The following is a 20,679-nucleotide window of genomic DNA, read 5'->3' as shown; positions in this document are numbered from 1 at the left end:
CATGGCGCGGATACCCCCGCGAACCCACCCCGCCCAGCCTTTGACAGTTTCCGTGTGCGTCCGCCACGGAAAATCAAAAAAGAAAATCAAAATCAAAAGCCGATCGCTTCGCTCGCATCCACGCGTGGCGTGGATGTGTGTCGACGAAGGTCGACACCCACCAACAGCGATGAGGCGCCGCGATCTGTCGGAGGTGGGGCGGTGTGGGCTTGCAGGACCGTTGGCGCCATGGATGGCGCCATCGAGCCCCCAGGGATGGGTTCACGGCGTGTCCTGCAAGCCCACACCGCCCCGCCAAGCCCAACATCCCGACCGCTGCTGTTGACGTTGACGTTGACGTTGACTTTGCTTCGCAGCGGGTCCCGGGCCGCAGGCCCGGGCAGCAAAACCCTATCGATCGTCGTGCAGGGTGCCACCGGGCAGGAATACCCACGTGCGGGTGACCTGCAGGATGTCGATCGCATCGTCTGTCTTCGGCAACGGCGGGAACGGCTGCGCCAGCTTCACCACCCGCAGCGCCGCCTCATCCAGCAAGGGCGTGCCGCTCGAACGCAGGATCCGGCTGCTCTCCACGCTGCCATCGCGACGCACGCCCACGCTGATCACCACCTGGCCACCGAGGCGGCGCTGCCGGGCCTCGTCCGGATAGTTCAGGTTGCCCACCCGCTCGGCACGGTCGACCCACGCACGCAGGTAATTGGCATAGGCATATTCCCGCGTGCTGGCCGACACGAACTTGCGGTTCGGGCGCTTGGCGTACTGCGCCGAACGCAGATGCACCTCGGCCGCCAGTCGCGCCATTTCCACGTCGCGCTGCTCACGTGCGCTCAGCGGCGCATCCGGTTCGGGCTGCTCCGGCGTGGGCCGCGCCTGCGCCTGCGCCACTGTGTCCTGGCCATTGCGGCTGCTGACCACGCGTGCCTGCGGCGGCGGAGCCGGCGCGGCCGATTGTTGCTGCTGCGGCACAGGGCTCACCCCGGCCTGGGCCTGCGGCACGATGCCGGCCTGGTTGTCGCGCGGGCGCTGTGCACGGTCGTGCTCACCACCGCCTTCCTGGCTGGCCGCGGCAAGGAAGTCGGCCTGCTTCGGGGTCAGCGCGGTGCGGGTCTGGCTGAAGATCACCTCCAGCGTCGGCACCAACGGCGCATCGCCCTTCACCGCAAAGCCCACGCCCAGGATCAGCAGGGCGTGCACCACGACCGACAGCGCGATGGTCGCTCCCAGCCGCTGCGCTTCGCGCGGTGGCGGGGGCAGCACGGCAGGCGCGGCAGCCATCAACGCAGGCCGGCCTCGAGTGCGTCGAACAGGGTGCCGGCGATGTTCAGGCCGTACTGTGCGTCCAGCTCGCGCACGCAGGTCGGGCTGGTCACGTTGACCTCGGTCAGGTAATCGCCGATCACGTCCAGGCCGACGAAGCGCATGCCGCGGCGCTTCATTTCCGGTCCGACCTGGGCGGCGATCCAACGGTCGCGCTCGCTCAGCGGGCGGCCTTCGCCACGGCCGCCGGCGGCCAGGTTGCCGCGGAATTCGTCACCCTGCGGAATGCGCGCCAGGCAGTAGTCGACCGGCTCGCCGTCGACCAGCAGGATGCGCTTGTCACCGGCCGTGATGTCGGGAATGAACTTCTGGGCCAGCGCCAGCTTGCGGCCGCCGTCGGTCAGCGTTTCCAGGATCACGTTCAGGTTCGGATCGCCCTGGCCGCTGCGGAAGATCGAGCGTCCGCCCATGCCATCCAGCGGCTTCAGCACGGCCTGGCCGTGTTCCAGTGCGAACGCCTTCAATGCCTTGGCATCGCGGCTGACCAGGGTCGGCGGGCAGCACTGCGGGAACAGCAGGGCGGCCAGCTTCTCGTTGTAGTCGCGCAGGCCCTGCGGGTTGTTGACCACGCAGGCGCCGGCGGCGGCGGCCACGTCCAGCACCTGGGTGTCGTAGATGTACTCGGCGTCGACCGGCGGGTCCTTGCGCATCAGCACGATCTGGCCGGGGCCGAACTCGGTACGGCTGAACGTGCCCAGCTCATACCAGCCGGACGGGTCGTCGCGCACCTGCAGCGGCGCGGTCTGGGCCACCGCAACGCCGCCTTCCAGGGCCAGGCCGCCCGGGCGCACGTAGTGCAGGGCATGGCCGCGGCGCTGGGCTTCCAGCAGCATGGCGAAAGTGGTGTCCTTGGCGATCTTGATGTGGGCGATGGGGTCCATCACCACGATGACGTTCAACGGCATGGGCGCACCTGTCAGGCAAGGCGTTGATGGTAGCGGCAACGCCGGCCGCGCGCCTCCCTGCCGTACTGCAACGCAGCGTCCGCCCGGCGGCAGCGCAATCATTGCGAACCCCGTCACGTTCAGCCGGCCGCCACCCCCTGCGCCGTGGGCCGGCCTTGAAGCGGGCGCGGAAAGTGCGATATAGATACGCTTTCGTAGCGGCCCCCGCCAGAGAACGGGCCGTGCGCTTGGGGATAGGCAATGACTGAAAACACGACTGCGGGCGGGGAACTCGCAGGACTCCGGGTGATGGTCATCGATGATTCGAAGACCATCCGCAGGACTGCGGAAACGCTGCTCAAGCGCGAAGGCTGCGAGGTGGTCACCGCCACCGACGGCTTCGAAGCGCTTGCCAAGATCGCAGACCAGCAACCGCAGATCATCTTCGTCGACATCATGATGCCGCGCCTGGACGGGTACCAGACGTGTGCGCTGATCAAGGGCAACCAGCTGTTCAAGGCGACCCCGGTGATCATGCTGTCGTCCAAGGATGGCCTGTTCGACAAGGCGCGGGGACGCATCGTCGGCTCGGAGCAGTACCTGACCAAGCCATTCACGCGTGAAGAACTGCTGGGTGCCATCCGCACATACGTCAACGCCTGACCAGGGGGGAAAGGCACAATGGCTCGTATCGTTCTGATCGAGGATTCACCGACCGACCGCGCGGTGTTCACCCAGTGGCTGCGCCGTGCCGGCCATGAGGTGCTGGAAGCGGACAACGCCGAGGATGGACTGCAGCTGGTCCGCGACCAGGTGCCGCAGCTGGTGCTGATGGACGTGGTCCTGCCCGGCATGAGCGGCTTCCAGGCGACCCGGGCGATGGCCCGTGACGCAGCGATCAAGCACATCCCGGTGATCATCGTCAGCACCAAGGCGATGGAAACCGACAAGGCATGGGGCCTGCGCCAGGGCGCGGCCGATTACATCGTCAAGCCGCCGCGCGAGGATGAACTGATCGCGCGGATCAACGAACTGGTGGCCTGATGCGCTCGCCCTTCGACATCCTTGAGGCCTACGAACGGCGCAGCCTGGCCCACGCGGTGCAGCTGCCCGAGCGGCAGTTCGCCCTGGACCTGTGGCGTGGCGTCGGTTACCGCGTGGGCCAGCGCCGGCTGGTATCCGATTTCCGTGAAGTGGTGGAAATCGTGCCGATGCCGCCAGTGACCCCGGTGCCGTGTGCACAGCCGTGGCTGCTGGGCGTGGGTAACCTGCGCGGCAACCTGTTTCCGGTGGTCGACCTGAAGTACTTCCTGGAAGGCACGCGTACCGTGCAGCAGGAAGGCCAGCGCGTGCTGATCATGCGCCAGGCCGGTGGCGACGTCGCGCTGACCATCGATGAACTGTTCGGCCAGCGCAGCTTCGAACTGGACCAGCAGATCGCGGCCGGCACGCTGGCCGAAGGGCGCTACGGCCATTTCGTCGACCGCGCCTTCCATGCCGACGGCCACGACTGGGGCGTGTTCTCGCTCTCGCTGCTGTCGCGCACCCCTGAATTCCGGCAAGCCGCGGCCTGAGGCCGGGCATCGCCCCCTGCATTGAAGATCGAGGTTGAACGATGAGTACTGCTTCGGACGCCACCAAATCCGGCAAGCTGCGGCTGGGCGGCAGCAACCTCTGGCTGTTCCTGCTGCTGGCATCGATGATCCTGTTCGGCGTCAACACCGGCGTCGCCACCTGGCAGGGCAGCCGCCTGGCGGATGCCGGTTCCAAGGCGGCCGACCTGCAGGTGCTGTCACAGCAGCTGGCCAACCAGGGCCGTGACGCCGTCGGCGGCAACGCGCAGGCGTTCACCGCCTTCAAGGCGACCCGCAATGCGATCGAGCAGAACGTGTCGACCCTACAGGGGCGCTACGGCAAGGAGCCCGGCGTGTCCGGTGCCATTGCCACGCTGGGCGAGACCTGGGCGCCGCTGGGCAAGCAGGCCGGGCAGCTGGTTGCCAGCGAACCGGCGGTGCTGGCCCTGGCCGGCAACGCCAACAACTTCACCGGCGCGGTGCCGGGCCTGCAGGCCCAGCTGAACGAGCTGGTGCGCGCGATGTCCGCTTCCGGCGCTCCGTCGGCGCAGGTGTACAGCGCGCTGCAGCAGGTGGTGGTGGCCGGCTCGATGGCCCGCCGCGTGACCGAAATGCGTGCCGGTGGCAGCGCCGCGGCCACCGCCGGTGACGCGCTGGCCCGCGACATCACCGTGTTCTCGCAGGTGCTCGACGGCCTGCGCAACGGCAACGACGAACTGGGCATCACCGCCGTACGCGGTGCCGCCGCCATCGCCGCGCTGGAACAATCGCAGCAGAAGTGGGAGGCGATGAAGCAGGACGCCGACGCGATCCTGGCCAGCTCGCGCCAGCTGTTCGCCGCGCAGTCGGCCGCCACCGCGCTGGGCCAGGGTTCGGCGCACATGCTGGATGACAGCCGCAAGCTGTTCGAAGCGTTCTCCTCGTTCGGCTCGGTGTCCGATACCCGCCTGTTCCCGAATTTCTGGATCGGCGTGGTGTCCGGCGCGCTGTCGCTGATCGCGATCATCGGCTTCGTTTCCACCAACGTGCGCAGCCGCTCGCGCGAGCAGGAACTGCGCTACCAGACCCAGGTGGAGTTCAACAGCCGCAACCAGCAGGCGATCATGCGGCTGCTGGATGAAATCTCCTCGCTCGGCGAGGGTGACCTGACGGTGAAAGCCTCGGTGACCGAGGACATGACCGGCGCCATCGCCGACGCAATCAATTACGCGGTCGACGAACTGCGCCACCTGGTGACCACCATCAACGACACCTCGGCCAAGGTCGCGCTGTCCACCCAGGAAACCCAGGCGACCGCCATGCAGCTGGCAGAGGCGGCGGGCCACCAGGCCAACCAGATCACCTCGGCCTCGGACCGCATCGGCGAAATCGCGGCGAGCATCGAGCAGGTGTCGCGCAACTCGGCCGAATCGGCCGACGTGGCACAGCGCTCGGTGGTGATCGCCGCCGAGGGTGCCGGCGTGGTGCGCGAGACCATCCAGGGCATGGACCAGATCCGCGACCAGATCCAGGAAACCTCCAAGCGCATCAAGCGCCTGGGCGAGTCGTCGCAGGAAATCGGCTCGATCGTGGAACTGATCAACGACATTTCCGAGCAGACCAACATCCTGGCGTTGAACGCCGCCGTGCAGGCCGCCTCGGCGGGCGAGGCCGGTCGCGGTTTCGCGGTCGTGGCCGACGAAGTGCAGCGCCTGGCAGAACGTACCTCGGGTGCGACCCGACGCATCGAAAACCTGGTGCAGGCGATCCAGGCCGACACCAACGAAGCGGTCACCTCGATGGAGCAGACCACCGCCGAAGTGGTGTCCGGTGCGCGCCTGGCCGAGGATGCGGGCACCGCGCTGACCGAGATCGAGCGCGTGTCCAATGCACTGAACACCCTCATCAAGAACATCTCCATCGCCGCCCAGCAGCAGTCCGCGGCGGCCTCGGACATCACCCGCACCATGGGCGTGATCCGGCAGATCACCGGCCAGACCTCGCAGGGTGCCGGGCAGACCGCCGAATCGATCGGCCACCTGGCGCAGCTGGCGGCCGACCTGCGTCGTTCGGTCGCCGACTTCAAGCTGCCGGCGTGACGCGGGCAGGGCGGCGAGCAAGGAACCCCTCGATGAAGCATTTCCATTTCCCACGCCAGAATTCGCGCGGCCTTCGCGCGGCGGCGACCGGAGCGCGTCCATGAGCAGTCTGCGCGATGCGATGAGCCACGCGGCGCTGGGCTGGGTCAAGCCCGAGCTGGACGAGACCCTGCGCCAGGTGCGCAACGAGGTCGAGTACTACGCGGAAGACCCGAGCGATGCCAGCCGCATGCGCATCTGCGCCGGCTTCCTGCACCAGGTGCAGGGCACCCTGCGCATGGTCGAGCTGTACGCCCCGGCGATGGTGGCCGAAGAGCTTGAACAGCTGGCCAATGCCATTGGCGCTGGCCGCGTCGCCGATCGTGACGAAGCCTGCGCGACGCTGATGCGCGGCAGCGTGCTGCTGCCCGATTACCTGGAACGCCTGCAGAACGGCCACCGCGATATTCCGATCGTGCTGATGCCGCTGCTCAACGAGATCCGCGCCGCGCGTGGCGAGGACGGCGTGCATGACAGCGTGCTGCTGGCGTTCGCACCGGACAGCGTCACCGCCACCGAGGCCGAGCTGGACCATGCCCGTGGCAGCCTGAGCGGGCGCAACCGCGAACTGCTGGACACCGTCGGCAGCGCGGTGAAGGAAGAACTGCTGCGCATCAAGGACGCGCTGGACCTGCACCTGCGTACCGGCGGTGCACCGGAGCAGCTGCAGACCCAGGCCAACGAACTGGGCGCGGTGGCCGATACCCTGGGCATGATGGGCCTTGGCGTGGCCCGTGGCGTGGTCGTGCAGCAGCGCGACGCGCTGCGCGGCGTGGTCGAGGGCCGCCAGCAGATCGACGAGAACCTGCTGCTGGATATTGCCGGCGCGCTGCTTTACGTGGATGCCTCGCTGGACGACCAGGTGGCCCATCTGGGCGCCGGCGGCAGTGGCGAGGACGACCCGAGCGCGGTCGAGAACCGGCGCACGGTGGAAGTGCTGGCGCACGAAGCGATCGCCAACTTCGCGGCGGCGCGCGAACACTTCGTCGCCTTCATCGAAACCAGCTGGAACCATGCCGAGCTGCAGGACGTGCCGCGCCTGCTGGGCGATGTGGCCGGCGCACTGCGCATGCTCGACCTGGGCACGGCGGCCGACTACCTGCGCGGTGTGCAGCAGTACATCGAGGCCGAGTTGATCGGGCGCCAGCGCGTGCCCAGCGGTCGTCAGCTGGACACCCTGGCCGACGCCATGGCCAGCCTGGAGTACTACCTGGAAGCCCTGCGCGACCGTCGTCCGGGTCGTGAGGACATCCTCGACATCACCCGCAGCAGCCTCGAGGCGCTGCGTTACTGGCCGCTGCCGGACCGCAACGCGGTCGAGCCGGCATCGTTCGCGGCACAGCCGGTCGAACGTGAGCCGGTTGCGCTGCAGGCCGAGGCCCTGCAGCCGGAGCGCATCGAGATTCCGGTGCAGCCGGCCGCGCCTGCGGCAGGCACCGTGCCGGTGCCGCTGCCGGACTTCACTTTCGATCCGCCACCGGTCGCACCCGCGCCAGAGGTTGTCGACAACCGCCTGATGTTCGGTGCGCTGGGCTCCGCCGCGATCGACGCCGCTACCGCGCCGCTGTCGCTGCAGGACGACGCGGAGGCACCGCTGGTCTTTGCCGCTTCCAGTGCGCCCGCACCCGACGTCCCGCAATGGGATCTTGCGCCGTTCCATCCGGATGCCGATCCACTCGACGCCGCTGGCGATGAGCGCAGCCCGACCTTTGCCAGCTTCGATCCGGTCAGCTTCGAACAGGGCGATGCAGGGCAGGGCGCTGCGGCACAGTGGACGCTTTCGGAGGCCGTGCCGTCGGCACGGGCGGATGCGGTCGCTGTCGATGCCGACGAGGACGCAGGCGCGACGGCAGGAATCGACCCCGATGCGCACGCCGCGCCGGTGTTCGACCCGGTGGCCGCCGAGCACGACGCTGTGGCGGCGCACGACGACGTGGTGTTCCGCTTCGACGCCGATGCGTTGGACAACGCCGATGATGTGCTGTCGCTGCATGCGATGGAGACGCTGTCGCTGGACGACGATTCCGGGCAGCACCCGTCGCTGGAGATCGTCGATGCCGGCCCGGCAACGCTGTCGGACGAGGCTCCGGCGGTTGCCGGACTGGACGCCGCGCCTGTGGATGCACCCGCGGTCTCGGTGATCGATATCGACACCATCGCACCGATCGATTTCAGCGAAGCTGACGCGCAGTTCTTCGCCGAGCTGAGTGCGGCCGCCGCGGACTTCAATCCGCAGGCCGTGGCTGCACCGACCGTTGCCGAAGCGTCCGTTGCGACGGATGCCGAGGCCGGGTTCGAAGCAGGCTTCGATGATGACGCCGAGAACATCGACGAGGACATCCGCGAGGTGTTCCTGGAAGAGTTCGACGACGAACTGGCCAATCTCGGCACCTTGCTGCCGGCATGGCGCATGCAGCCGGACAACATGGACCGGCTGCGGCCGATCCGCCGCATCTTCCACACCCTCAAGGGCAGTGGCCGCCTGGTCGGTGCACGCACCCTGGGCGAGTTCGCGTGGAAGATCGAGGGCATGCTCAACCGCGTGCTCGATGGCAGCCGCCCGGCCTCGCCGGCGGTGCTGGCCATGGTCGACAACGCGCATGCCGCGCTGCCGCAGCTGAATGGCGCGCTGCGCCACGGCCAGCGCATCAGCGTGGACCTGCAGGCCATGCAGGCCATTGCCGATCGTGTCGGCGCCGGTGAAGAAACCTACTACGTGCCGCTGCCGGTTGCAGCTGCACCGCTGGCACCCGTGCTCGAGACCGAGGCCGAAGGCGAGGACGAGATCAGCCGCATTCTCGAAGCCGAAGCGATTGCATCGGTACACACTGACGCTGAGGCGGCACCCGAGGCTGTGGGCACGCCCGCCAACATCGACAGCGTGCTGCGCGAGATCCTCGAAGCCGAAGTGGAAGTGCACCAGGCGACTCTGCAGGACTGGTTGCGTTCGGCGCAGCAGGCGCCGCAGCCGGTCAGCGACGCGCTGCTGCGCGCGGTGCACACCATGAATGGCGCCTTCGCGATGACCGAAGTGCCGGAAATCACCGCCGTCACCGGCGGCGCCGAGTCCTACATCAAGCGTGCACTGGCCGCCGATGTGGTGCCGGGTGACGAGGGCGTGGCCGCGCTGGACGCGACCGCGCAGGCGATCACCGCGACCATGGAAGCCTTGCAGGCCGAGCAGCCGCGGATTGCACCGCAGGAAGCACTGGTGCAGCGCCTGCAGGCGCTGGCCGGCGAACTGCCGGAAGCGCGCTGGCCGATGGTCGGGCTGGAAGACGAAGACGACGATCTGGCGCTGGAGGCCGAAGCAGCGTCTGGCGCCGCAGCCGATACGCAGGCTGCCGAGGTGCCGGATGCTGCCGCAGCCGAAGCTGACGAGCCGGTGCTGGGACCGCGTGCTGTCGAAGTGCAGGCAGCGGAGAGCACGGACGCGATCGGCGCGGGCCTGGATGCCGCTGAGCTGACCGGCAGCGAAGATCTGTCGCGCTACTTCGATGCCGGATGGCCGGCGGTGCCGGCTGAGGGCGAAGCGGCCAGCTCGGACATCGGGTCGATTGAATCGATCCAACAGGTCGAGCATGCGACGCTTGCAGCAGTGGCCGAAGCGGACGCCGCACCGGCGCCGGACGCCGGAGCCGACCTGACCGCTGCAGACGATCTGTCGCCATACCTCGACGCCAGCGCCCTGCCGGTGGATGACCGCGACGCCGATGAACTGCCTGCGGTCGCAGAAGTTGTCGCAATCGACCTGAATACGCAGTCGCCCGACGACGGACTGGACAGCGAAGACCGCTTCATCGACGAAGCTGCTGCACTGCCACTCGACAGCGGGCTGTCGAGCCTTCAGGATGAAATGGCTGTGCCGGGTTTTGCAGAACCGGTCACGCTGGCAGCCGCGCTCGAGGCCGGCCTGCACGTGATCGACGAAGAGCAGACCCTGGACGACGACGGGCAGTGGCCCGTGCTCGGCCTCCAGGCCAGCGAACTCGCGCCAGGCGAGGCAGACGCCTTTGCCGAGGATGCGGACGTCGGCGGGGAGGCGGCGGTCGGTGAAGGAGAGAGCGCCGACCAGCCGTCCCCGGCGACGGTGGATGGGCAGCCCCCAGTGGATGCCGAAGCGCCGGTGCGCTTCTTCGAACTCGAAGACGCACCGGGCCAGGCCGCCGTGCCTACCGACGTCGAGCCGGTCGAGATCGATCTCGCGCCCAGTGCACCGGCCCATGTTGAAGCAGTTGCCTGGGAAGAAGGCACGGACAGCGCCGAGGCACTCGACTTCAGCGTGTATGACCGCGAGCTGGTCGACATCTTCGTCGAGGAAGGCAAGGACCTGCTGGATCATTGCGATGGCCTGATCAGCGAACTGCGCGATGCGCCGCAGGACCGCGAGGTGCTGGCCGGCCTGCAGCGCGACCTGCATACCCTGAAGGGTGGCGCACGCATGGCCGGCATCAATGCCATCGGCGACCTTGGCCACAGCATCGAATCGTTGCTGGAAGCGGTGGCCGCCGGCCGCACCGAGATCGAGCGCCGTGACGTGCAGCTGTTGGAACGTGGCTTCGATCGCCTGCACCAGCTGCTCACCCGTACCGGTGCCCATCGCGTGGTCGAGCCGGCGCAGGACCTGGTCGACGCCTTCGACGTCCGCACCACCACCGATATCGCCGCCGCCGCGGCCGTCCACGCGGCCAGCGTGGGCCAGAGCGTACCCGCGCCGGCCGACAGCCCGTCGACCGCCATGGTCGACGCTCCGTTGTCGGCACCGCTGCCGATCGAAGGCATGGTCGAAGAAGACCCGCTGGCGCGACCGCAGCAGGAACAGGTGCGCGTACGTGCCGATCTGCTCGACCGCCTGGTCAACCACGCCGGTGAAGTGGCGATCTACCGTTCGCGGCTTGAACAGCAGCTCGGTGCCTTCCGCGGCGCCATGGGCGAACTGGAGCGCACCAATGCGCGACTGCGCGACCAGCTGCGCCGCCTCGATCTGGAAACCGAGGCGCAGATCGTTGCCCGCTACCAGCGCGAGCAGGACCAGGCCGACCAGAAGTTCGATCCGCTGGAGCTGGACCGCTTCTCCACGCTGCAGCAGCTGAGCCGCGCACTGAACGAATCGGCGGCCGACCTTGGCGGCCTGCAGGGCGTGCTCGACGACCTGTCGCGCCAGTACGACTCGCTGCTGCAGCAGCAGTCGCGCGTCAGTTCGGAACTGCAGGATGGCCTGATGCGCGCGCGCATGGTGCCGTTCGATGGCCTGGTGCCGCGCCTGCGCCGGGTGGTCCGCCAGTCGGGCCTGGACACCGGCAAGCAGGTTCACCTGACCCTGGAAGGCACCCACGGCGAACTGGACCGCAACGTCCTCGACCGCATGGTCGCGCCGCTGGAGCACATGCTGCGCAACTCCGTGGCCCATGGCCTGGAAGCACCGGAACAGCGCCGCGCCGCCGGCAAGCCGGAGGAAGGCGAGATTGCCATCCGCCTGCACCGCGAAGGTTCGGAAATCGTGCTGGAAGTGGCCGATGACGGCGCCGGCCTGGACCGCGAAGCGATCCGCCGCCGCGCCATCGACCGTGGCCTGCTGGCCGCCGATGCGCAGCCGAACGAGCAGGAACTGGACAACCTGATCTTCGCTTCCGGCTTCACCACCGCCGACCAGGTCAGCCAGCTGGCGGGCCGTGGCGTGGGCATGGACGTGGTGCGCAACGAGGTGCGCCAGCTCGGTGGCTCGGTCGACATCCAGTCGGTACGCGGCCAGGGCGTGCGCTTCACCCTGCGCCTGCCGCAGACGCTGGCCGTCACCCAGGCGGTGTTCGTGCAGATCGGCGAAACCACCTTCGCGGTGCCGGTCGCCTCGGTCAGTGGTATCGGCCGCCTGTCGCGCGAGCGCTTTGAAGCGGCCGACAGCAGCTACCGCTACAGCGGCGAAGACTACCCGCTGTACGACCTTGGCACCCTGGTCGGCCAGGCCCCGGCGCGTGCCGACGGCCAGGACCAGGTGCCGCTGCTGCTGGTCCGCGCCGGCGACCTGCGTGCCGCCGTGGCGATCGACCAGGTGCTGGGCAACCGTGAAATCGTGGTCAAGCCGGTCGGCCTGCAGATTGCTTCGGTGCCAGGTATCTACGGTGCCACCATCACTGGCGATGGCCGCGTGGTGGTGATCCTCGACGTTGCACCGCTGGTGCGTCGTTTCCTGGCCAACCCGACGCTGCCGGTACTGGCCAACGCACCGCGCCAGGAGCGCCAGGTGCCGCTGGTGATGGTGGTCGACGACTCGCTGACCATGCGCAAGGTCACCGGCCGCATCCTCGAACGCCACAACTTCGAGGTCAGCGTTGCCCGCGACGGCGTGGAAGCGCTGGAGCGCCTGGAAGAGCGCGTGCCTGACCTGATGCTGCTGGACATCGAGATGCCGCGCATGGATGGCTACGAGCTCGCCACCGCCATGCGTGCCGACCCGCGCTACAGGGAGGTGCCGATCGTGATGATCACCTCGCGCAGCGGCGACAAGCACCGCCAGCGCGCCTTCGAGATCGGTGTCCAGCGCTACCTGGGCAAGCCTTACCAGGAACTGGACCTGATGCGTAACGTGTACGACCTGCTGGGGATCGCCCGTGTCCGTGAGTGAAGCCCATCCGGCCCCGGCCGTCGCCCTGCTTGCCCGCCCGGGTGCGGCGCGTGAGCGCCTGCGCGAGGCACTGTCGCACGCCGATGTGCAGCTGGTGCTGGAAGACGACCCGAACGGCCTGGAGCCGCAGCTGCTGCAGGATGCCCGTCCGCAGATCGTGGTGATCGCCCTGGAGGCGGCCATCGAGGATGCGCTGGAGCGCCTTGAGCCCGTGCTGTCCGCGCCGGGCCTGACCCTGGTATTCGACGAGGCCGAACTGGCGGCGCGCCGGGATGGCTGGGACGCGCAGCGCTGGGGCCGGCATCTGGCGGCCAAGCTGCATGGTCACCAGCAGGTGCTGCCGCCCGGCGCCGAGGAAGAACCCAGCCTGCAGCTGGAGCCGGGCCATCCGGCACCGGCACCGGCGCCGCAGGAAGAAGCCCTGCAACCGCATCTGGAGCAGGCGCTGAGCTGGGCCGACGGTGTGCCGGCTGACACCCTGTACTCGCCGCCGGCGCACCTGCACGAACCGGTTGCCCTGGAACAGGCATTGGCTGCGTTGCAGCCGGTGCTGCCCGAGCCGCTGGAGGCACCGGCCCTGCCATCGCCTCCGGTGGCCGCACCGCCGATGTCGTTCGACCACACGGCGTGGTCGCTGGTCGATGACGTGGCGGATGCACCGGCCGCCGCTGCGCACAGCGCTGCGGTGGAAGCGCCGTTGCCTTCGTTCGATACCGATCACCTGAGCCTGGTCGACCTGGATGCTGCGGCACCGGCCGGCGCGCGCGCCGGTTCGCTGCTGGTGCTGGCGGGTATCGGCGGGCCGGATGCCCTGCGCCGCCTGCTCGGAGCGCTGCCGCCTGCGCTGAGCGTGCCGGTGCTGGTGCACATGCGCCTGGATGGCGGTCGTTACGGCAACCTGGTCAAGCAGATGGCGCGCGTGTCGCCGTTGCCGGTGCAGCTGGCCGAAGCCGGCCAGCGCGCCGTACCCGGTGAAGTGCACGTGCTGGCCGACGACATCGGTGTGCAGGCGGCCAGCGACGGCCTGCATTTCCTCAGCGATGCCGCCGGTATCTCGATTGCAGCGTTGCCGGCCGAGTACACCGCGCTGGTGCTGCTCAGCGGCGCCGACCTGGCCCACGTCGGGCCGGCGCTGGACCTCGCCGCTGCCGGGGCCTGGGTGGCCGGGCAGGTGGGCGAGGGCTGCTATGACCCGGCGGCGGCCACCGCTGTCGTTGCCGCCGGCATGGTTGCCGGTGAACCGCAGGAACTGGCGCAGGCCATCGCCGCGCGCTGGGGTGAGCAGGATGACAACGGAGAGGCACCATGAGCTACGCCAGCAATGATGAAATCCGCGGCGTCCTGATCCAGGCCGGCAGCGAACGCGTGCTGCTGCCCAACGCTACGGTGGCGGAAATGATGTCGCGCGTGCCGGTGCAGCCGATCGCCGATGCACCGCGCTGGCTGGTCGGCGAGATCGGCTGGCATGGCTGGCAGGTGCCACTGGTATCGTTCGCGCGGCTTTCCGGGCTGGGCGAGGAAGCCGTGGGCGGCCACAACAAGGTGGTGGTGCTGAAGGCGCTGTCCGGCAACGCGCAGCGTCCCTATTACGCGCTGCTGACGCAGAACTTCCCGCAGCTGATCTCGGTGCCGCGTGACGGCCTGCTGGCTGACGCCTCCGAGGAAACCCTGCCGCAGATCGTGCACATGCGCGTGCTGCTGGGGGAGCAGAGCGCGCTGCTGCCGAACCTGGACGCACTGGAAGCCGCGTTGGATTCGCTGGCGGCCTGATCGGACATCCGCCGGGCACTTTGAATTCCCGGTAGTGCCGGCCGCTGGCCGGCAACCTCATGATCCCGTGGATGCCGGCCAGCGGCCGGCACTGCCAGCAAACGAGCCTTACCCCAGGTCTCCCAGCCGTGCCTGCAGCGCCGCGATCGCGGCCAGGCCGGCGGTTTCCGTGCGCAGGATCCGCGGGCCCAGCTGCAATCCCTGGAACCCGGCCGCCGCCAACTGGTCGCGGTCGCGCGGCGACCAACCGCCTTCCGGGCCGATGGCGATCACGATGCCGCCGGCCGGTGCGGCGTCCAGCGTCGACAGCCGATGCGCGCCCTGCGGATCCAGTGTCAATCGCAACGTATCGGCAGGCAGTGCCGCCGCAGCCTGCGCCAGTGACAGGGGCGGACCCACCGGTGGAATGCGCGCGCGCCCGGACTGGCCGCACGCCGAGGTCACCACGTTGTTCCAGTGCGCTACGCGCTTCTCGGCGCGTGCGGCGTCGAGCTTCACCTCGGTGCGTTCGGCGTTGACCGGAATGATCGCTGCGACGCCCAGTTCGGTGGCCTTCTGCAGGATCAGGTCCATCTTCTCGCCACGGGCGATGCCCTGCAGCAGGGTGATCGCCAACGGTGATTCGTTGTCCACCCTGTCCACTGCGTCGATGCGGACCTGAACCTCGCGCTTGCCGGCCACGGTGAGGGTGGCGCTGTAGTCATGGCCGTCGCCGTTGAACAGCACGCAGGTATCGCCTTCGCGCAGGCGCATCACCCGCACCAGATGGTTGGCGGTCTCTTCCGGCAGGGCCAGGGTCTGGCCGCTGTGCAGCGCCAGGTCGATGGGGCAGCGGGTCACGCGCATGCAATCGCCTCGTCAATCGCTGCCAGCGTGGTATGTGCCAGCAGCTCCAGTTGTTCGTCGTCCACGCAATAGGGTGGCATCCAGTACAGCACGTCACCCAGCGGGCGCAGCACCACGCCACGCTTCAGCGCGGCCTTGTAGGCGTGCAGCCCCAGCCGCAGGCCCGGGTCGAACGGCGTCTGCCTGTTGCCGTCACGCGACAGCTCGAACGCCACCACCATGCCAGCCTGGCGCACATCGGCCACGTGCGGGTGGTCGGCAAACGGTGCCGCCAGCGTGCCCATCACCGAAGCGATCCCGCGATTGCGGGCGATCACATCGTCGTCGCGGAAGATGTCCAGCGTTGCCAGGGCGGCCGCGCAGGCCAGCGGGTTGCCGGTGTAGCTGTGCGAATGCAGGAACGCACGCTCGCGCGAATCATCGAGGAAGGCGTCGTACAGCGCCTGTGTTGCCAGCACCGCGGCCAGTGGCAGGAAGCCGCCGGTCAGGCCCTTGGACAGGCACATCAGGTCCGGCATCACCCCGGCCTGTTCGCAGGCGAACAGCGTGCCGGTGCGGCCGAAGCCGGTGGCGATCTCGTCGGCGATCATGAACGCACCGTGTGCATCGCACAGTTCGCGCACGCGCTGCAGGTAGGCCGGGTCATGCATGCGCATGCCGCCCGCGCACTGCAGGCGTGGCTCCAGGATCACCGCGCAGATCTCGCCCGGGTGCTGGTCGAACAGCGTGGCCAGCCCGTCGGCGGCCTGGCGCGCACGGTCGGCGGGGCTCTGGCCCGGCTCGGCCAGGTAGGCATCGGGCGAGGGCGCGAACAGGCCTTCGGCCAGCAGCGGCGCATAGACACGGCGGTACAGCGGAATGTCACCCAGCGCCAGGGCGCCCAGGGTCTCGCCGTGGTAGCCGTTCTCCAGCGAGATGAAGCGCGTGCGGCGGGACTCACCGCGGTTCTGGAAGTACTGGAAGGCCATTTTCAGCGCCACTTCCACGCCGGCTGAACCGTTGTCGGCGTAGAACACCTTGGCCAGCGGCTCGCGGCCGGGTTGGCGCGGCGCCAGTGCCAGCAGGCGCTCGGCCAGGATGATGGCCGGCTCGTGGCCGAATCCGGCCAGCATCACCTGTTCCAGTTGCCCGGCCTGGGCAGCGATGGCGCCGCCGATGCGCGGCTCGGCGTGGCCGAACAGGTTGGTCCACCAGCTGCTGACCGCGTCCAGGTAGCGATTGCCGTCGTGGTCGATCAGCCAGGCACCTTCGCCGCGGGCGATCGGCACCAGCGGCAGGGTGTGCGGATGCTCGCGCATCTGCGTGCACGGGTGCCACAGCACCTGCAGGTCGCGCTGCCGCCATTGGCGGGCCAGCGGGGAGGGGGTTGGGTCTGCTAGCATTTCGGGCTCATGAACATGTTGCTGCCTGCACATTCTATCGGCCCCGGCGCAGGCGCCGGCCGCCGCGGAGACTCCGCATGAACGATGACCGTGCCGGCCGTCGCTTGCCGATCATCCATCGGATCACCGATGAAGAGAACGGTCCCTTCCAGCGCCAGCATCTGGACCTGGAATTCTCCAACGGCGAGCACCGCCGCTTCGAGCGCCTGGTCAGCCGTGGCCATGGCGCGGTGGTGGTGGTGCCGATGCTCGACGAGGAGACCGTGCTGCTGGTACGTGAATACGCGGCCGGCATGCATCGCTATGAGCTGGGCCTGGTCAAGGGCCGGATCGACGCCGGCGAGACGCCCGAGCAGGCGGCCGACCGTGAGCTGAAGGAAGAGGCTGGCTACGGTGCGCGCCGGGTCGACGTGCTGCGCGCGATGACCCTGGCCCCGACCTACATGAGCCATCAGTCGTGGCTGGTGGTGGCACGCGATCTTTACCCGGAGAAGCTCCCCGGCGATGAGCCGGAAGAGCTGGAGGTCGTGCCGTGGAAGCTGGCCGAGCTGGACCAGCTGATGCTGCGCGAGGACTTCTCCGAGGGTCGCTCGCTGGCAGCGCTGTTCATCGCCCGCCAGTGGCTGCAGGGAGCGCGATGATCAAGCTGACCACGGACCTGCGCGAGACGGCCATCGCCATCGCCCAGGAAGCCGGACAGGCCATCATGCAGGTGTATGCCGGTGGCTTCGACGTGCGGATCAAGGATGACAACAGCCCGGTCACCGCGGCCGACCTGGCCGCCAACCAGGTGATCGAACAAGGCCTGCAGCAGCTGACCCCGGAGCTTCCGGTCCTGTCCGAGGAATCGGCGCAGGTGCCATGGGAGCAGCGTCGCCACTGGGGCGCGTACTGGCTGGTCGACCCGCTGGACGGCACCCGCGAGTTCGTCAAGCGCAACGGCGAGTTCAGCGTCAACATCGCCTTGATCTACCAGGGCGCGCCCGCCTTCGGCGTGGTACTGGCCCCGGTCACCGGCATCGTCTGGCATGCCATGCGTGGCGAGCTGGCCTACCGGCGCCAGGGCCTGCATGACACCGTGCTGCGCACGCGTACGCCGGCCACCGCGCCGCTGCGGGTCGCCGCCAGCCGCTCGCACCGCTCACCGCAGACCGAGGCGCTGCTGGCCCGCATGGGCCGCATCGAGACCATTGCCCAGGGCTCGTCGCTGAAGTTCTGCCGGATCGCCGAAGGCGGCCTGGACGTCTACCCGCGGCTCGGCCCGACCTCCGAATGGGATACCGCCGCCGGCCAGTGCGTGCTGCACGCCGCAGGCGGTGCGGTACTGTCGGCAGCGACCGGCAAGCCCTTCCGCTACAACCGCCGCGAAACCCTGTTGAACGGCGATTTCATTGCCCTTGGCGACACCAGCCTGCCGTGGCGCGACTGGTTGTCCGATTGACCCTGGAGGCCGCATGAGCGCGCATGACACCCCCACCCCGCGCAGCGCAGCCAGCACCGAGCTGGAGCGCCTGCTGTCGATCATGGCGCGCCTGCGCGATCCGCAGGGCGGCTGCCCGTGGGATCTGGAGCAGAACTTCGCGACCATCGCGCCGTACACCATCGAGGAAGCCTACGAGGTCGCCGATGCGATCGACCGTGGCGACCTCGACGATCTCTGTGACGAGCTGGGCGACCTGCTGCTGCAGGTTGTATTCCATGCGCGCATGGCCGAGGAGCAGGGCGCTTTCGCCTTTGCCGATGTCGCCCGCGCGATCAGCGACAAGATGCAGCGCCGCCATCCGCATGTGTTCGCCGACGTCAGCGTCGATGATGCCGACGGGGTGATGCGCAACTGGGAGGCGATCAAGCGCGCCGAGCGCGCCGCCAAGGGCGAGCAGGATACCTCCGCGCTGGCCGGCATCTCGCGCGGCCTGCCGGAATGGCAGCGGGCGGTGAAGCTGCAGTCGCGTGCGGCCAAGGTCGGTTTCGACTGGCCGGGCCCGCTGCCGGTGCTGGACAAGGCGGCCGAGGAGCTGCAGGAACTGCGCGAGGAGTTCGAGCGCGGTGACCTTGCCGGCAACAAGGTGCGGCTGCAGGAAGAACTGGGCGACCTGCTGTTCGTCTGCGCCAACCTGGCCCGCCACGCCGAGATCGACCTGGGCGCCGCGCTGCGCGGGGCCAATCACAAGTTCGAGCGTCGCTTCCGTTCGATGGAAGCGCAGGCCGAAGCTCAGGGCAGCACGTTGGCAGCGATGGACCTGGATGCGCAGGAAGGCTTGTGGCAGCGCGCCAAGGCGGCGGAAAAGGCGTGAAGACACTCGCCCTGTTCCTGCTGACCGCGCTGGCCGAGATCGTGGGCTGCTACCTGCCCTGGTTGTGGCTGCGCAAGGGCGGGAGCATCTGGTTGCTGCTGCCGGCGGCGGCCAGCCTGGCCCTGTTCGCGTGGCTGCTGACCCTGCATCCGACCGCCAGCGGCCGCGTCTATGCCGCCTACGGTGGCGTCTACATCGGCACCGCGCTGTTCTGGCTGTGGCTGGTCGACGGCATCCGCCCCAGCCGCTGGGATCTGATCGGCGCAGCACTGTGCCTGGCCGGCATGGCGGTGATCATGTTCGGGCCGCGCACCCCCTCTGTGTAGCGTCGAGCGTACTCGACTGCTCCGGCGTTCTATAGCGCCGGGCCATTCCCGGCGGATTCCGCTCTTCTGTAGAGTCGAGCCATGCTCGACTGCATCTGCGAGGGCCAGTCGAGCATGGCTCGACTCTACAAAGGCAGCGCCACCGGATCATGCACTGCCGCTTTCCCTCCCGGGAAGGCGCATGATGGCGGTGACCACGGCCCCCGGAGCACGTGCATGTCCCGATTCGCCAGCTTCCGCGAGTTCTATCCGTTCTACCTCAGCGAGCACCGCCATCCGGTGTCGCGCCGGCTGCACTTCATTGGCAGCTGCGGGGTCCTGCTGCTGCTCGCCGCGGCAATCCTGCGTGGACAGCCGGTGCTTCTGCTGGCCGCCTTGGCCTGCGGTTATGGATTCGCCTGGGTTGGCCACTTCTTCTTCGAGAAGAACCGCCCGGCCACCTTCCGGCATCCCCTGTATTCGTTCGTGGGTGACTGGGTGATGTTCGTGGACATCCTCCGCCGACGGGTTCCCTGGTAGCCCAGGCTGTGCATGCCGCCTTCACGCGCTATGCTGGGGCCTGGACGTCATAGATAAGGAAAGCGCGATGTTCCCCACCATGTTCTTTACCGTGGTACTGGCCTTCGTGGCCGTGGTCATTCTGTTCAAGGCAGTACGGATGGTGCCGCAGGGATACGAATGGACCGTCGAGCGCTTCGGGCGCTACACCCACACCATGACCCCTGGCCTGCACTTCCTGATCCCGATCGTCTACGGGGTGGGGCGCAAGGTGAACATGATGGAGCAGGTGCTGGACGTACCCAGCCAGGAAGTGATCACCAAGGACAACGCGGCCGTTCGCGTGGATGGCGTGGTGTTCTTCCAGGTACTGGATGCGGCCAAGGCCGCCTACGAGGTGGCCAATCTGGAAGTGGCGATGATCGCCCTGGTGCAGACCAACATCCGTACCGTGATCGGTTCGATGGACCTGGACGAATCGCTGAGCCAGCGCGAGGTGATCAATGCGCAGCTGTTGAGCGTGGTTGACCATGCCACCAACCCCTGGGGCGTGAAGGTCAACCGCATCGAGATCCGCGACATCCAGCCACCGCGCGACCTGCTGGATGCGATGGCCCGGCAGATGAAGGCCGAGCGCGAGAAGCGCGCGCAGATCCTCGAGGCAGAAGGTTCGCGGCAGTCGGAGATCCTGCGCGCCGATGGCGAGAAGCAGGCTACCGTGCTGGAAGCCGAAGGTCGCCGCGAGGCCGCGTTCCGCGATGCCGAGGCGCGCGAACGCCTGGCCGAGGCCGAGGCCATGGCCACCAAGGTGGTGTCGGCGGCGATCGCCGAGGGCGACGTGCAGGCGATCAACTACTTCGTCGCCCAGAAGTACGTGGAAGCATTCAAGGAACTGGCGAGTTCGCCGAACCAGAAGCTGGTGCTGATGCCGATGGAAGCCAGTGGCGTGATCGGTTCCATCGCCGGCGTGGCCGAGCTGGCCAAGCAGGCGCTGGCGTCCCAGGGCAATGCACCGGCGGGCAAGCGACCCCCGCCGATCGGGGGCTGAC

The 20,679-nt window shown here is 68.4% G+C and carries 17 protein-coding genes; 13 read left to right on the top strand and 4 right to left on the bottom strand.

All coding sequences use genetic code 11. The features are described from left to right. Nucleotides 1–390: 390 nt before the first annotated feature. Together VN11_RS16750 and gshB are read right to left on the bottom strand one after the other, a co-directional pair. Nucleotides 391–1,275, bottom strand: a complete 885-nt coding sequence (locus VN11_RS16750) for an energy transducer TonB family protein (protein WP_053450548.1) — start codon at nucleotides 1,273–1,275, stop codon at nucleotides 391–393. Next, on the bottom strand, nucleotides 1,275–2,222 hold the full coding sequence (gene gshB, locus VN11_RS16745) for a glutathione synthase (protein ID WP_053450547.1): 948 nt from the start codon (nucleotides 2,220–2,222) through the stop codon (nucleotides 1,275–1,277). The genes VN11_RS16750 and gshB overlap by 1 nt, the downstream gene beginning before the upstream one ends. Nucleotides 2,223–2,462: 240 nt before the next feature. Here gshB and pilG point away from each other — a divergent pair, with 240 nt between their 5' ends. The 7 genes from pilG (at nucleotide 2,463) to VN11_RS16710 (ending at nucleotide 14,284) form a co-directional block, all read left to right on the top strand. Beyond that, nucleotides 2,463–2,864 carry a twitching motility response regulator PilG gene (gene pilG / locus VN11_RS16740; protein WP_005418455.1) on the top strand — a complete coding sequence of 134 codons (402 nt, stop codon included), beginning with the start codon at nucleotides 2,463–2,465 and terminating at the stop codon, nucleotides 2,862–2,864. Nucleotides 2,865–2,882: 18 nt separating this feature from the next. Further along, the gene (locus VN11_RS16735; protein WP_005410717.1) at nucleotides 2,883–3,245 is read left to right on the top strand and encodes a response regulator; all 363 of its coding nucleotides are present in this window, start codon (nucleotides 2,883–2,885) and stop codon (nucleotides 3,243–3,245) included. Continuing rightward, nucleotides 3,245–3,775, top strand: a complete 531-nt coding sequence (locus VN11_RS16730; RefSeq protein ID WP_006464979.1) for a chemotaxis protein CheW — start codon at nucleotides 3,245–3,247, stop codon at nucleotides 3,773–3,775. Before VN11_RS16735 ends, VN11_RS16730 begins: the two co-directional genes overlap by 1 nt. A gap of 41 nt (nucleotides 3,776–3,816) precedes the next feature. Then, complete coding sequence (locus VN11_RS16725) at nucleotides 3,817–5,853, top strand: methyl-accepting chemotaxis protein (RefSeq protein ID WP_008266837.1); 2,037 nt, start codon at nucleotides 3,817–3,819, stop codon at nucleotides 5,851–5,853. A gap of 100 nt (nucleotides 5,854–5,953) precedes the next feature. Continuing rightward, a complete protein-coding gene (locus VN11_RS16720) occupies nucleotides 5,954–12,514 on the top strand; it encodes an Hpt domain-containing protein (protein WP_053450546.1) in 6,561 nt (2,186 codons plus the stop codon). Continuing rightward, entirely contained in the window at nucleotides 12,501–13,823 is a 1,323-nt protein-coding gene (locus tag VN11_RS16715; RefSeq protein WP_053450545.1) for a chemotaxis protein CheB, read from the top strand. The genes VN11_RS16720 and VN11_RS16715 overlap by 14 nt, the downstream gene beginning before the upstream one ends. Next, complete coding sequence (locus VN11_RS16710; RefSeq protein WP_006464650.1) at nucleotides 13,820–14,284, top strand: chemotaxis protein CheW; 465 nt, start codon at nucleotides 13,820–13,822, stop codon at nucleotides 14,282–14,284. Before VN11_RS16715 ends, VN11_RS16710 begins: the two co-directional genes overlap by 4 nt. A 108-nt stretch (nucleotides 14,285–14,392) precedes the next feature. On the opposite strand, the gene VN11_RS16705 is transcribed toward VN11_RS16710, so the two are convergent. After that, complete coding sequence (locus tag VN11_RS16705; protein ID WP_053450544.1) at nucleotides 14,393–15,130, bottom strand: 16S rRNA (uracil(1498)-N(3))-methyltransferase; 738 nt, start codon at nucleotides 15,128–15,130, stop codon at nucleotides 14,393–14,395. Further along, nucleotides 15,121–16,512 carry an adenosylmethionine--8-amino-7-oxononanoate transaminase gene (gene bioA, locus VN11_RS16700; RefSeq protein WP_053450543.1) on the bottom strand — a complete coding sequence of 464 codons (1,392 nt, stop codon included), beginning with the start codon at nucleotides 16,510–16,512 and terminating at the stop codon, nucleotides 15,121–15,123. The genes VN11_RS16705 and bioA overlap by 10 nt, the downstream gene beginning before the upstream one ends. Before the next feature lie 77 nt (nucleotides 16,513–16,589). Here bioA and nudE point away from each other — a divergent pair, with 77 nt between their 5' ends. From nudE to VN11_RS16670, 6 genes are all read left to right on the top strand, one after another. Then, complete coding sequence (nudE, locus tag VN11_RS16695; protein ID WP_006464605.1) at nucleotides 16,590–17,153, top strand: ADP compounds hydrolase NudE; 564 nt, start codon at nucleotides 16,590–16,592, stop codon at nucleotides 17,151–17,153. Further along, complete coding sequence (gene cysQ, locus VN11_RS16690) at nucleotides 17,150–17,953, top strand: 3'(2'),5'-bisphosphate nucleotidase CysQ (RefSeq protein ID WP_053450542.1); 804 nt, start codon at nucleotides 17,150–17,152, stop codon at nucleotides 17,951–17,953. The genes nudE and cysQ overlap by 4 nt, the downstream gene beginning before the upstream one ends. Before the next feature lie 13 nt (nucleotides 17,954–17,966). Continuing rightward, nucleotides 17,967–18,806 (top strand): nucleoside triphosphate pyrophosphohydrolase, encoded by an 840-nt coding sequence (gene mazG / locus VN11_RS16685; RefSeq protein ID WP_053450541.1) that lies wholly within the window; start codon nucleotides 17,967–17,969, stop codon nucleotides 18,804–18,806. Next, nucleotides 18,803–19,132: a YnfA family protein gene (locus VN11_RS16680; RefSeq protein WP_053451368.1), complete on the top strand. Its 330-nt coding sequence runs from the start codon at nucleotides 18,803–18,805 to the stop codon at nucleotides 19,130–19,132. Before mazG ends, VN11_RS16680 begins: the two co-directional genes overlap by 4 nt. 216 nt (nucleotides 19,133–19,348) lie before the next feature. Then, complete coding sequence (locus VN11_RS16675) at nucleotides 19,349–19,651, top strand: DUF962 domain-containing protein (protein WP_053450540.1); 303 nt, start codon at nucleotides 19,349–19,351, stop codon at nucleotides 19,649–19,651. Between the two features lie 67 nt (nucleotides 19,652–19,718). Beyond that, nucleotides 19,719–20,678, top strand: coding sequence for an SPFH domain-containing protein (locus VN11_RS16670; RefSeq protein ID WP_008268117.1), 960 nt, complete (start codon nucleotides 19,719–19,721; stop codon nucleotides 20,676–20,678). Nucleotide 20,679 lies beyond the last annotated feature (1 nt).

It is taken from the genome of Stenotrophomonas maltophilia (genome assembly GCF_001274595.1).
Classification (GTDB): domain Bacteria; phylum Pseudomonadota; class Gammaproteobacteria; order Xanthomonadales; family Xanthomonadaceae; genus Stenotrophomonas; species Stenotrophomonas forensis.
The sequence above is the reverse complement of the archived record's forward strand: the minus strand, read 5'-3'. Positions and strand labels throughout refer to the sequence as shown.

Coding starts and splice junctions, on each gene's coding strand:
- VN11_RS16735 (WP_005410717.1), top strand. CDS start 2,883: ATGGCTCGTATCGTTCTGATCGAGGATTCACCGACCGACCGCGCGGTG.
- VN11_RS16720 (WP_053450546.1), top strand. CDS start 5,954: ATGAGCAGTCTGCGCGATGCGATGAGCCACGCGGCGCTGGGCTGGGTC.
- pilG (WP_005418455.1), top strand. CDS start 2,463: ATGACTGAAAACACGACTGCGGGCGGGGAACTCGCAGGACTCCGGGTG.
- VN11_RS16750 (WP_053450548.1), bottom strand. CDS start 1,275: ATGGCTGCCGCGCCTGCCGTGCTGCCCCCGCCACCGCGCGAAGCGCAG.
- cysQ (WP_053450542.1), top strand. CDS start 17,150: ATGATCAAGCTGACCACGGACCTGCGCGAGACGGCCATCGCCATCGCC.
- VN11_RS16725 (WP_008266837.1), top strand. CDS start 3,817: ATGAGTACTGCTTCGGACGCCACCAAATCCGGCAAGCTGCGGCTGGGC.
- VN11_RS16705 (WP_053450544.1), bottom strand. CDS start 15,130: ATGCGCGTGACCCGCTGCCCCATCGACCTGGCGCTGCACAGCGGCCAG.
- VN11_RS16670 (WP_008268117.1), top strand. CDS start 19,719: ATGTTCCCCACCATGTTCTTTACCGTGGTACTGGCCTTCGTGGCCGTG.
- mazG (WP_053450541.1), top strand. CDS start 17,967: ATGAGCGCGCATGACACCCCCACCCCGCGCAGCGCAGCCAGCACCGAG.
- VN11_RS16730 (WP_006464979.1), top strand. CDS start 3,245: ATGCGCTCGCCCTTCGACATCCTTGAGGCCTACGAACGGCGCAGCCTG.
- bioA (WP_053450543.1), bottom strand. CDS start 16,512: ATGCTAGCAGACCCAACCCCCTCCCCGCTGGCCCGCCAATGGCGGCAG.
- gshB (WP_053450547.1), bottom strand. CDS start 2,222: ATGCCGTTGAACGTCATCGTGGTGATGGACCCCATCGCCCACATCAAG.
- VN11_RS16675 (WP_053450540.1), top strand. CDS start 19,349: ATGTCCCGATTCGCCAGCTTCCGCGAGTTCTATCCGTTCTACCTCAGC.
- nudE (WP_006464605.1), top strand. CDS start 16,590: ATGAACGATGACCGTGCCGGCCGTCGCTTGCCGATCATCCATCGGATC.
- VN11_RS16710 (WP_006464650.1), top strand. CDS start 13,820: ATGAGCTACGCCAGCAATGATGAAATCCGCGGCGTCCTGATCCAGGCC.